Origin of the sequence: Solibacillus sp. FSL K6-1781, from assembly GCF_038630735.1 — a bacterium.
Classification (GTDB): domain Bacteria; phylum Bacillota; class Bacilli; order Bacillales_A; family Planococcaceae; genus Solibacillus; species Solibacillus silvestris.
In genome coordinates this window covers 2,856,645-2,869,342 of sequence record NZ_CP152038.1, presented here as the reverse complement: position 1 = coordinate 2,869,342, position 12,698 = coordinate 2,856,645, and the positions used below count along the sequence as shown (strand labels likewise).

The following is a 12,698-nucleotide window of genomic DNA, read 5'->3' as shown; positions in this document are numbered from 1 at the left end:
AAGAAGGGAAATAAAAATATGGAACAGACAAAAGATGTAAAAACATTTCAGAAACCCCCGTATTTAATGATTGCTGTATTATTTGTCGGGGCGTTTGTAGCATTTTTAAATAATACATTATTAAACGTAGCTTTACCGTCTATTATGACTGCTTTTGATATTAAAGATTATTCAACAGTACAATGGTTAGCGACAGGCTATATGCTTGTAAGCGGGGTATTGGTTCCTACTTCGGCGTATTTAATTACGAAGTTCAGAACAAGACCTTTATTCATTTTATCGATGGCGATTTTCGTTATTGGTACAGCATTGGCCTCATTTGCGCCTAGCTTCAGTTTTTTATTGACAGGTCGTATGATTCAAGCTGCTGGGGCAGCAACGATGGCACCGATTTTAATGAACGTAATGCTGATCAGCTTCCCGGTTGAAAAACGCGGGCAGGCAATGGGGATGTTCGGTTTAGTTATGGTATTGGCACCAGCAATTGGACCAACACTATCAGGGTGGATTGTGGAACATTACGACTGGAGCGTTCTGTTTAAAATGATTCTTCCAATTGCCGTTTTATCACTTTTACTGGCAGTTTGGAAACTGGAAGATGTCCTTCCAAACCGTGATGCTAAAATAGATATACTTTCTATTGTATTGTCTACAATCGGTTTTGGCGGATTATTATACGGCTTCAGTACAGCTAGTTCAGCTGGCTGGTCAGCAGTAGAAGTATGGGGAACGATTACCGTAGGGGCAATTGGCTTAGCCTGGTTTATCATTCGTCAATTCCGCTTGGAACAACCTTTACTGGATTTACGTATTTACACATATCCTTCATACGCACTAGCATCTGTCGTATCGATGGTATTATCTGTAGCGATGTTCTCAGGGATGATTTTAACGCCTGCCTATGTACAGAGTGTTCGAGGAATCGAACCATTTGAAGCAGGATTAATGATGTTGCCAGGTGCAATTGTAATGGGGATTATGTCGCCGATTACAGGGAAATTATTCGACCGATTCGGACCACGTATTTTAGCGGTTGTCGGGTTAACGATTACAACATTAGCAACAATCGGATTAGGATATTTGGAAGTTGATTCAACTTATTTATTTATTATTTCAGTTTATACAATCCGTATGTTAGGTATTTCGATGGTCATGATGCCGATTATGACAAACGGATTAAATGCGTTGCCAAACCGTTTAAATCCGCATGGTACGGCGATGAACAATACAGCTCAGCAAGTAGCAGGGGCAATTGGTACAGCTGTTTTAGTAACAGTTTTCAACTCACACACAAAAACACGTGCAGCTGAAATTGCAGCGGATATGCAAGCGAATGCTTCATCTGCAGTACAGCCGACTGCTGAGCAAATTGCACAAGCCCAAGCACAGGTAATGCAACAGGCAATGCTTGACGGGATTACGTACAGTTTCTTCGTAGCAGCAGCAGTTACAGTCGTAGCTTTAATTTTAGCGCTATTTATTAAGCGTGTAGACATAACGAAACGTGAAGACTTTATGGGAGCAGTACAAGAAAAAAAATAAAATAGTGAAACGGCAGGAGTTTTTGCTCCTGCCGTTTTTTTATTTGTTATACTTGGGTAAAATACTTGGTAAAGTAATTTGTATAAAAAGGAGTTCGAAAAATGATTGAACAATTAGGGCAAGTCATGTTGTATGTAGAAGACCAGGAGCAGTCAAAGAAGTTTTGGACTGAAAAATTAGGATTTACTGTAGTTTCTGACATCGATAACGGCATGCGAATTATTACGATTGCACCAAAAGATGAAGCACAGACAAGTATTGTATTGCATGATAAAAAGAAGATAGAAGAAATGTCGCCAGAATTGAGTTTGTCTACGCCTTCTCTAATGTTTTATGCCCAAAATTTAGAAGAACTGTATGAAGATTTTAAATCAAAAGGAATTACAGTCGGGGAATTCATGAAGATGCCTTTCGGGAAAGTGTTCAACTTTGCTGATGATGAGGAAAATTACTTTGCAATAATGGAAAAATAGCGGAAAAGGAGCTATTGTCAATTATGGCGACAGCTCCTTTTTCTTATTTACCTTCTTTTTTGCAGAAGTTTGCGTGCTTTTTCAGTGTTGGCAAAATGCCATTTTGTCATGGAACGTAGTGTCTCTTCGCCATGCTTTAACCAGATTTTTGCAGCCATTTCATCGACTTTACCGCTTGCTCCTTTTTGAAGAGGGTACCCTGTCACTTTTGCCAGACGATCCATTTCTTTAAGAAATGCATAGCGTGCCAAAATCGAAGCAGTAGCAACAGCTACATGGAGATTTTCGGCTTTTGTCGAGAACAGGACGTTTTGGCGGACAATTTCTTTTTCATTTTTTATATGATTATAGTAAATTCCACGCTCTGCAAATTGGTCGATTAAAATATATTGCGGTGTTTCCGGTGCTATTTTTGTCAATACATGCTTTAAAGCCTGATTGTGCAGCAGCGCTTTTATTTTTCCCTGCGAGTAACCACGTGCCTGGATTTCATTGTATTTATCATTGCGAAGCGTCAATATACTGTAAGCGCAAACCTTCATTAAGTCCGGAGCGATTTGACGCATATAATCATCAGTTAATTGTTTAGAATCCTTCACGCCAAGTTCTTGGACCAGCGCTATTTTATCTGCTGGAACATAGACAGCCGCTACAGTTACAGGGCCAAAGTAATCGCCTGTTCCAGTCTCGTCTGAGCCCAAAACGGATAAGGATGCAAAATTTTCAGGGAGTGTATCTCCTTTAGTGGATACAATTTTAGGAGCTTGAGCACTTGCTTGACCCCAACGTGCTGCTTCACGTTCTGCACCAGCCCCTTGAAACATTACTTTTCCTGATTTATAGGCAGTAATGGCCGTATCGGCAAGTTTTACTGCAAAAATTACGCCGGGAGCCTTCCGTTCAATAAGGGCGTCTTTATAGAAATGTTGAATAGATTGCTGTTGGTCAGCACTGCATAGTAAAACGATATTTGTCATAATCGATCCTTTCAAAAACAATGTATTACTATGTAGTATAGCTTTTACAATAGAAAAGGGAAACTTTCATATTGTATGATTCTTTCACAGGAACATTCGGGACATGGTGTTGCGATAGTGAATTTGGAAATGGTATGATGTACAATAGGAAAATGGCATCGTTATATAATAGAACCAATCAGTTTTGCATTCAATCATTTATTGGGCAAAGAATCGAAAATAGTATTTTCGTTACTGTTCACTTATTTTTTCTGGAGGGATTATTTTGGCTGAGCAAGAAAAGAATCGCATTTCCGTAGAAATATATGGCAATACATATAAAATGGTAGGAACAGAATCATCGGTCCATATGCGTCTTGTTGCTTCATTAGTGGACGACAAAATGCGGGAAATCAGTGCCCATAATCCATCTTTAGATACAGCGAAGCTAGCTGTATTAACAGCCGTTAATTCTGTGCACGACTATCTATTATTAAAAGAGCAATTTGAAAAACTAGAAATACAATTGAAACATTTGAAGGGTTGACATACATGTTGGATTTAATTATTCTCGTAGTCTTTATCATTAGTCTTATAGTTGGAGCGAAACGAGGGTTCGTTGTTCAGCTTATTAATATCGGAAGTTTTATTATTGCCCTCATTGTAGCGATTATTTATTATAAGCCGCTTGCAGAAAAATTTGTATTATGGATTCCGTATCCTGGATTTACAGAAGGCTCAACAGTGACGCTCGTTCTGGATTCACTTGATGTTGACCGTACATTTTATCGCGTCTTTGCGTTTGCCATTATTTTCTTCGCTGTAAAGATTGCCCTCCAAATTGTCGGGTCGATGTTTGATTTTTTAACGTATTTACCTGTATTAAGTTCGCTAAACTATGTATTGGGTGCAGTTCTTGGATTTATCGAAATGTATCTTGTACTCTTTATCGGGCTGTATGTTGTGGCATTACTGCCGGTGGAATCGATTCAAACATTCATCGACAGTTCTATTTTGGCAGGACTCATACTTGAGCATACACCGATTATTACGAGCATGTTCCAAAACTGGTGGTATATTCAAAAAAATTAACTAATTCTCAGCGGGTGTCCTAAATTCGTAAAAGGAGCTTCTAAAGAACCAGCCAACCTAAAAAGCGTGGCATTGAGCGAAAACGGCTGATTTATCCTCACAACGAGGACCTTTAGCCGGAACGGACCCCATGATGCCGAGGCGTAATTGATTTGAAAATCATGCGAATGCTTCTCTCGATTTTCGGGAGGAGCTTTTTTAAAGGAGAGACAATGATGATGAACAAAAAAATTATTATTCGTACATTGGAAAAAATCGCATTATATATGGAGCTGCAGGCAGAAAATCCATTTAAAGTATCCGCCTTTCGAAAAGCGGCAGCGGCTCTCGAAGCAGATGAGCGGAGTCTAAGCGAAATCGATGATATTACAACAATTAAAGGTATCGGTAAAGGAACAGCAGCGGTTATTACAGAGCTCATGGAAATCGGGGAATCAACTGTATTGAAAGAGCTTGAGGCAATCGTACCGAAAGGGCTTGTTCCGTTGATGAAACTACCGGGGTTAGGTGGTAAAAAGCTTGCCAAATTGTATCAGGAACTGAACATAGTTGATGCGGATACATTAAAGGCAGCTTGTGAGGCAGGTCAAGTAAGGGGGCTTGCAGGGTTTGCGGCAAAAACAGAGGAAAAAATTTTGAAAGAGCTTGAAACATTTGGTTCCCGCGCGGAACGTTTACCTATTTGGCAGCTCGAGCCTGTAGTATTGGAGATTAACGAGCTTTTGGCAAGTTTACCTGAAGTGGAGCTGTTTTCGGTTGCAGGGAGCTTCCGACGCGTTGCAGAAACGAGTAAAGATGTTGATTTCATCATAGCAACAAAGGAATATGAAGTTGTACGTGAAGCGATTTTAACGCGACTCGCAATATTAGAAACAGTTGCAGCAGGGGATACAAAAGTGTCTGTCATATTGGACCGTGAAGAACCGGTAAGTGTGGATTTCCGTTTAGTGACTCGAGAAGAATTTGCAACAGCACTTCATCATTTCACTGGATCGAAGGACCATAATGTACGCATGCGTCAGCTTGCTAAATCAATGGGGAAGAAAATCAGTGAATATGGTGTCGAGCAAGAAGACGGTACTGTCGTAACATTTGAGTCAGAAGAAGCGTTTTTTGCTCATTTCAACTTACCATTTATTCCACCGACTGTGCGTGAAAGCGGTAAAGAGCTGGATCGTTTGGACGAGCTAGCTGAGTTAGTAAAGCTGGAAGATATAGTAACGGATCTTCATATGCATACAACTTGGTCTGATGGAGCGCATTCAGTCAGCGAGATGGGGCAAGCTTTAATGGATATCGGATATTCGCATGCAGTCATTACTGATCACTCGCAATATTTAAAAGTAGCGAATGGACTAACACCTGAACGACTTGAACAGCAAAAGCTTGATATTTATGCATTTAACGAAGCAAATCCAAATTTCCGACTATATAGAGGGACAGAAATGGATATCCTTCCTGATGGTACTTTAGACTTTGGGGATGATGTTTTAAAAGAACTGGATTTTGTTATTGCATCCATTCATTCAAGCTTTACACAATCGCAGGACAAAATTATGGCTCGCTTAAAAACAGCGGTTGAAAATCCGTATGTCCATATGATTGCTCATCCGACAGGCCGTATTGTCGGGCAACGCGGAGGCTATGATCCGGATGTGCCGTTATTGATTGAGTGGGCAGCAGCACACGGGAAAATATTGGAACTAAATGCAAATCCGTACCGCCTGGACTTAAGCATCGAATATTTAACGCTGGCAATGGAGAAAAATGTACCAATTGCCATTAATACAGATGCGCATGCAATTGACCAGCTGCGCTTCATGGACATTGGGGTCAAATATGCACAAAAAGCATGGCTGAAAAAAGACCTGATCGTCAACACATGGTCAAAAGATAAATTCGAATCATTTATTTCAAAAAATAAATGATTAAAGAATAGAGAAATTGATTATGAAACGAATTGATTGGAATAGAGGGGAGCGACTCCCGATTTAAGAGTTAGCACTTCTTATAAATCAAGTCGTTGCTTCTGCGGTGATCGCAATAAAATGCCCCAATCCTCGGCGCATAGTAACAAAGACAAGCAGGTTTAACTTTGTTTCTTGATCGTCGGAAAGGGTCCGCCATGGAATTGAAATCAGCTCCATAGTACAGTTTGACTAAAAATAAAGAAAAGTAATAGGAGGTGTTCTCATGATCGAACAACGAGCATTGAAAACACTAGAATTTCATAAAGTACGCGAACAAGTAGCGGCATTTTGTACAAACTCGATCGGGAAACAAGCAATCGAAGAGCTCGTACCGGAAACAGATTACGATACAGTTGTCGAACTACTGGAGGAAATGGACGAAGGACTCGCGATTTTGCGTGTAAAAGGCAATGTGCCGTTGGGTGGCATTTTCGATGTACGTCCACATGCGCGACGCTCGCAAATCGGCGGTATGCTTAGCCCGATGGAATTAATGGAAATCGCGAGCACAATACGAGCAAGCCGAATTTTACGAAATTTCATTGAAGATATCGAATCGGAAAATTCGATTGAAATTCCGCACTTTATCGAGCGTAAAGAACAAATGCCTGTCTTGACAGCACTTCAGCACGAAATTAATGATTGTATCGATGATAATGGTACGGTGCTTGATTCAGCAAGTTCTGCATTACGTTCAATTCGCCAGTCATTGCGTTCAGAAGAATCTAAAGTGCGTCAAAAGCTGGAAAGTCTCACACGTGGTTCAAATGCAACAAAAATGTTGTCTGACGCGATTATTACAATTCGTAATGACCGCTTCGTAATACCTGTTAAACAAGAGTATCGTTCACATTATGGCGGAATCGTCCACGATCAGTCCGCTTCAGGTCAAACATTGTTTATTGAGCCTGATGCAGTCATTCAAGCGAACAATGAAGTACAGCGTCTAAAAGTGAAAGAAAAGGCTGAAATCGAGCGTATTCTATCCGAGCTAACATTAAAGGTACAGGAAGTCGGTCATGAAATATTTGTTCTTGTACAGTTACTTGGAGAACTGGACGTTATTTTAGCAAAAGGGAAATACGGACAGGCAAATAAATGCACAATGCCAAAAATGAATAAAGAAGGTTATACACGACTAGTCCGTGCGCGACACCCCCTATTGCCAATTGACGAAGCAGTTGCCAATACGATTGAATTTGGTAGAGATGTTACAGCAATTGTTATAACTGGACCAAACACAGGCGGTAAAACAGTGACATTGAAAACAGTGGGACTGTGTACAATCATGGCACAGTGCGGACTGCCGGTTCCGGCATTGGATGGTTCGGAATTGGCCGTGTTTGAGCAAATTTTTGCAGATATTGGTGATGAACAGTCAATTGAACAGTCATTATCAACTTTCTCTTCTCATATGGTGAATATAGTAGACATTCTAAGTAAATTTAACGAAAAATCGTTAATTTTATTCGATGAGCTTGGCGCAGGTACCGATCCGCAGGAAGGTGCAGCACTCGCAATTGCTATCTTGGATGAAACAGTCGATCGCGGTGCACGTGTCATGGCAACTTCTCACTATCCGGAGCTGAAGGCATATGGTTATAACCGTCCATCTGTTGTCAACGCGAGTGTAGAGTTCGATATTGAAACACTTAGCCCTACTTATCGATTACTGATCGGGGTGCCAGGTCGCTCGAATGCATTTGAAATTTCTAAACGTCTTGGATTAAGTTCAAATGTAATCGACCATGCAAAATCCTTTACAGGTACTGACCGTCATGAAGTTGAGTCAATGATTGCTTCACTAGAAGAAAGTCGATTACGATCTGAACGTGAAGCAGACGAAGCTCATCTTTTACTGGAAGATGCACAAAAAATCCGGGCAGAGCTGGAAGAACGTCTTCGTATTTATGATGAGAAAAAGGAAAACCTGGAGAAAAAAGCGAAAGATAAGGCTCGTAAAATTGTTGATGACGCGAAGAAAGAAGCGGAAACAATTATTGCAGAGTTGCGCAAAATGAAAGAAAATGCCGCGTTATCGGTGAAAGAGCACGAGTTAATCGATGCGAAGAAGCGTTTAGATAATGCAGCACCGATTGATAATAATAAAGTGCTTCAAAAGGCTGTCGCTGCCCGTGAGCGTAAGCAAAACCTCCAAGTGGGCGATGAAGTAAAAGTATTAAGCTACGGTCAAAAAGGAACACTCTTGCAAAAAGCAGGAAATGAGTGGGTTGTTCAAATCGGTATTTTAAAAATGAAACTGCCCGAATCTGATTTAGAGTATGTGAAACCAGAAAAAGAGCAGGCTACTCGTCCGATGATGAATGTGAAAAATCGCAACAGTGTCGTGAAACTGGAACTTGATTTACGTGGGGAACGATATGAAGAAGCACTTATTCGCACAGAAAAGTATTTAGATGATGCGTTATTAGCGAACTATCCGCGTGTATCGATTATTCACGGTAAAGGGACCGGGGCTTTACGCCAGGGAATTCAAAACTTCCTGAAAAACCATAAGCGGGTCAAATCATACCGTTATGGTGAAGCGGGCGAAGGCGGATTCGGTGTTACAGTCGTAGAACTAAAATAGTTGTTGCTCCTTTTAAATGATGCGCTAATATTAAACATATAAAGAAACTAATTAAAGGGGGTAAAATGGATTGCTAGGATCAGACTTTTGGCACCATCCTCTCGTAGAAACAGCAGGCTATTTTAGTGTGGTAGTCCTTTGCCTATTTGTATCGATGATTTTATTTGAAGTCGTAACAAAGTATAAAAATTGGGATGAAATAAAAAGAGGAAATGTCGCGGTCGCTTTAGCTACTGGAGGAAAAATTTTAGGCGTCTGTAATATTTTCAGATATTCAATTAATCAGCATACATCTTTTATTGAAATGCTCGGTTGGGGTTTGTTTGGTTTTACCTTATTGATTTTTGCATATTTTTTATTTGAGTTTTTAACACCGAAATTTAATGTTGATGAGGAGATTGCTGCTGACAACCGTTCAGTTGGGTTTATCTCATTTACAATTTCCCTCGGTTTGTCATTTGTTATCGGAGCAAGTATTTCATAGGAGCATACACATGGAAACATTATCGAAAATCTTACTCGTCGTCTGTTTCATATTTCTGGCAGTCGGCATTTACTACATGATGACACTCTAAACATAAAAGCAAATGAACTAGCATTGAGTTAGTTCATTTGCTTTTTTTCATTAAATTTTATTTAGGAAAATTATCACCATATACAAAAAATATTCAAACTATTAAAACTTTATTAAAAAAGTATATTTCCATACTAAACGAATAGTCCTATATGTTTTATATTCAATATTACTATAAAACTCAAAATATTTAGCGAGAAAATATCTGCATTATCGAGAATAAAACGTGTGTATCTATGAAAATAGTTTGAAACCATTTCCAATTTTCATTATAATGATGTAAACAAGTAAAGCTTTAGTAAAGGGGAGGAGTTTTATGACAGAAAAGGTTTGGTTGGCAAGCTATCCGAAAGAAGTACCACATTCTATTGAGCTGCCGGAAATTCCTGTGCACCAGTTTTTAACACAAGCATTTGAGTCAATGCCTAATAAGGTTGCTATCCATTTTATGGGGCGCGAGCTTACGTACAAAGAGCTTTATGAATCAGCGTTGAAGTTTGCGAACTACCTGCGTTCTCTAGGGGTGGAGAAGGGGGATCGTGTAGCAATCATGCTGCCGAACTGTCCGCAAGCGGTCATTGCCTATTATGGTACGATGTATGCCGGTGGGGTTGTCGTACAGACGAATCCGCTTTATACCGAGCGGGAGCTGCAATATCAGATGGCAGATTCCGGAGCAAAAGTGATTTTAGTAATGGATATTTTATACCCGAGGGCAATGAAAATATTACATGAGACTAAGATAGAAAATGTCATCGTTTCAGGAATTAAGGACTATTTGCCTTTCCCGAAAAACTTAGTGTATCCGTTCATCCAAAAGAAACAGTACGGCTTTAGTGTAAAAGTGGAACATAGCGGAACGAATCACCTGTTTACAGAAATTATGAAAATGGCCAAAATGGATAAAATCGAACAAGACTTTGATTTTGAAAATGATTTGGCACTATTGCAATACACTGGCGGTACAACAGGTTACCCAAAAGGTGTTATGCTAACACATAAAAACCTCATTGCAAATACGTTGATGTGTGATGCATGGATGTATAAATGTAAAAAAGGTGAAGAAACAATTTTAGGCATACTTCCATTCTTCCATGTATATGGTATGACAACGGTATTAATTTTATCGGTCATGCAGCAAGGCAAGATGGTATTATTACCGAAATTTGATGCTGAGCAAGCATTGAAGACAATTGATAAACAAAAACCAACGTTATTCCCCGGCGCCCCAACAATGTATATTGGTTTGTTGAATCACCCGGATTTAGCAAAATATGATTTGTCGTCAATTAAAGCGTGTTTAAGCGGTTCCGCTGCATTACCTCTGGAAGTACAGGAAAAGTTTGAAGAATTGACAGGCGGTCGTTTAGTAGAAGGATACGGCTTAACAGAAACTTCTCCAGTTACACATGCCAATCCGATTTGGGATCATCGTATCAACGGTTCAATCGGTTTACCATGGCCGAATACAGAAGCGGTTATTTTACGTTCAGGTGAATCGGAAGTATTGCCTGTCGGTGAAATCGGCGAAATAGCGGTAAAAGGACCACAAGTTATGAAGGGTTACTGGAATCGTCCTGAAGAAACAGCAATGACATTTGCAGATGGCTGGTTTTTAACGGGTGATTTAGGTTATATGGACGAAAAGGGTTATTTCTATGTTGTTGATCGAAAAAAAGATATGATAATTGCAGGCGGATTTAATATTTACCCGCGTGAAGTAGAAGAAGTGCTGTATGAGCATGAAGCGGTTCAAGAGTGTATAGTAGCCGGTATACCGGATCCGTATCGTGGAGAAACTGTAAAGGCATACATTGTTCTTAAAGAGGGTAAATCTGTTACAGACAAAGAACTGAATGAGTATTGCCGTAAAAACTTAGCAGCTTATAAAGTGCCGCGTTTCTATGAATTCCGTCAAGAGCTGCCGAAAACAGCAGTAGGAAAAATTTTACGACGTACACTTATTGAAGAAGAGAAACAGAAAATGGCACAACAAGAAGCAAATTAATTAATTGTTTAGCAAACTATTGACAGAATGCAGAACAAATTATAATATGAAAACATGAATGAATGGTCATTCATGTTTTCATATTTTTTTTGGTGGTGATCTGCTTGAAACGAAACAAACCCAAATATATGCAAATAGTAGACGCAGCAGTCATTGCTATCGCTGAAAACGGCTATCATCAAGCCCAAGTTTCAAAAATAGCCAAACAAGCTGGGGTTGCTGATGGTACAATCTATTTATATTTCAAAAACAAAGAAGATATTTTAATTTCTGTATTCCAGGAAAAAATGGGTATTTTCGTAGAGAATTTACAGGCTATAATAAAAAGTGGGGAAACTGCTTCCGATAAGTTATGTAAAATGATTGAAAATCATTTCCGTGTTCTATCAAGTGATCGCTACTTGGCAACTGTAACTCAACTTGAGCTACGGCAATCGAATAAAGAAATTAGACTGAAAATTAATTCTATTCTAAAAGAATACTTAATTTTACTAGATCAAATTTTAATCGAAGGTATGCTAAATGGTGAGTTCAACCAGACGATGGATGTTCGTATTGCGAGACAAATGGTGTTTGGCACAATTGACGAAATTACGACAACTTGGGTAATGAATGAAAATCGATATGATTTATTAGAGCAAGCTCCGAAAGTGAAGCAATTACTGCTAAACGCACTAAAAGCATAAAGGGGATGTAGAGGATGGAGTTTCTAAGTTGGAAAGTAGAAGAAGGGGTCGCAATTGCAACAATTTCAAGACCACCAGCAAATGCACTTTCACAAGGCTTGATCCATGATGTGAATGCACTTTTAGACGCTGTCGAAGAAGATGAAAATGTACGTGTCATCGTCTTGCATGGCGAAGGACGTTTCTTTTCTGCAGGTGCAGATATTAAAGAATTTACGAGCGTACAGTCAGGCGAAGCATTTACAGGATTGGCGAAAAATGGACAAGATGTTTTCGAACGTATTGAAACATTCAGTAAACCGGTTATTGCCGCAATCCACGGTGCAGCATTAGGAGGCGGCTTGGAACTTGCGATGGGATGCCATATGCGCTTTGTAACCGCATCGGCAAAATTAGGCTTACCTGAGCTATCATTAGGCTTAATACCTGGATTTGCAGGAACACAGCGATTACCACGATATGTTGGTGTAGCCAAAGCTGCGGAAATGATGTTTACAAGCGACCCGATTACAGGGGCTGAAGCTGTAGAATGGGGATTAGCAAACCGTGCTTTTCCCGACGAAGAGCTGTTGCCGGAAACATTGAAAATCGCTAGAAAAATTGCGAAGAAATCACCAATTGCTCTTAAAGCAGCAATCCAAATGCTGAATTACTCGAAACCATCATCTTATTACGATGGAGTAAATGCTGAAGCAAACAGTTTCGGTGAGGTATTTGTTTCTGAAGATGCTAAAGAAGGAATCCAAGCATTTATTGAAAAACGTGAGCCAGTATTTACTGGCAAATAAAAAAATGTATTCTTCCCTG

11 protein-coding genes are annotated in these 12,698 nt (G+C 39.7%); 10 read left to right on the top strand and 1 reads right to left on the bottom strand.

What is annotated here, in order from left to right:
* The first annotated feature begins 18 nt into the window (after window positions 1-18).
* Both MHH37_RS14365 and MHH37_RS14360 read left to right on the top strand, forming a co-directional pair.
* On the top strand, window positions 19-1,542 hold the full coding sequence (locus tag MHH37_RS14365; RefSeq protein WP_342573597.1) for a DHA2 family efflux MFS transporter permease subunit: 1,524 nt from the start codon (window positions 19-21) through the stop codon (window positions 1,540-1,542).
* A 101-nt stretch (window positions 1,543-1,643) separates the two neighbouring features.
* On the top strand, window positions 1,644-2,015 hold the full coding sequence (locus MHH37_RS14360; protein ID WP_008405016.1) for a VOC family protein: 372 nt from the start codon (window positions 1,644-1,646) through the stop codon (window positions 2,013-2,015).
* A 47-nt stretch (window positions 2,016-2,062) separates the two neighbouring features.
* On the opposite strand, the gene rnhC is transcribed toward MHH37_RS14360, so the two are convergent.
* Complete coding sequence (rnhC, locus tag MHH37_RS14355; RefSeq protein ID WP_342573596.1) at window positions 2,063-2,992, bottom strand: ribonuclease HIII; 930 nt, start codon at window positions 2,990-2,992, stop codon at window positions 2,063-2,065.
* A 265-nt stretch (window positions 2,993-3,257) separates the two neighbouring features.
* Here rnhC and zapA point away from each other — a divergent pair, with 265 nt between their 5' ends.
* The 8 genes from zapA (at window position 3,258) to MHH37_RS14315 (ending at window position 12,679) form a co-directional block, all read left to right on the top strand.
* Window positions 3,258-3,518: a cell division protein ZapA gene (zapA, locus tag MHH37_RS14350; RefSeq protein ID WP_008405018.1), complete on the top strand. Its 261-nt coding sequence runs from the start codon at window positions 3,258-3,260 to the stop codon at window positions 3,516-3,518.
* A gap of 5 nt (window positions 3,519-3,523) precedes the next feature.
* Window positions 3,524-4,063, top strand: coding sequence for a CvpA family protein (locus MHH37_RS14345; RefSeq protein ID WP_342573595.1), 540 nt, complete (start codon window positions 3,524-3,526; stop codon window positions 4,061-4,063).
* Window positions 4,064-4,281: 218 nt separating this feature from the next.
* Window positions 4,282-5,991: a DNA polymerase/3'-5' exonuclease PolX gene (polX, locus tag MHH37_RS14340; RefSeq protein WP_342576265.1), complete on the top strand. Its 1,710-nt coding sequence runs from the start codon at window positions 4,282-4,284 to the stop codon at window positions 5,989-5,991.
* Between the two features lie 265 nt (window positions 5,992-6,256).
* Window positions 6,257-8,623, top strand: coding sequence for an endonuclease MutS2 (locus MHH37_RS14335; RefSeq protein ID WP_342573594.1), 2,367 nt, complete (start codon window positions 6,257-6,259; stop codon window positions 8,621-8,623).
* Window positions 8,624-8,693: 70 nt separating this feature from the next.
* Complete coding sequence (locus MHH37_RS14330; RefSeq protein WP_008405023.1) at window positions 8,694-9,107, top strand: DUF350 domain-containing protein; 414 nt, start codon at window positions 8,694-8,696, stop codon at window positions 9,105-9,107.
* Window positions 9,108-9,513: 406 nt separating this feature from the next.
* Window positions 9,514-11,205 (top strand): long-chain-fatty-acid--CoA ligase, encoded by a 1,692-nt coding sequence (locus tag MHH37_RS14325; protein WP_008405024.1) that lies wholly within the window; start codon window positions 9,514-9,516, stop codon window positions 11,203-11,205.
* Between the two features lie 104 nt (window positions 11,206-11,309).
* Window positions 11,310-11,891: a TetR/AcrR family transcriptional regulator gene (locus MHH37_RS14320; RefSeq protein ID WP_008405026.1), complete on the top strand. Its 582-nt coding sequence runs from the start codon at window positions 11,310-11,312 to the stop codon at window positions 11,889-11,891.
* A 14-nt stretch (window positions 11,892-11,905) separates the two neighbouring features.
* The gene (locus tag MHH37_RS14315) at window positions 11,906-12,679 is read left to right on the top strand and encodes an enoyl-CoA hydratase (RefSeq protein WP_339262661.1); all 774 of its coding nucleotides are present in this window, start codon (window positions 11,906-11,908) and stop codon (window positions 12,677-12,679) included.
* Window positions 12,680-12,698 lie beyond the last annotated feature (19 nt).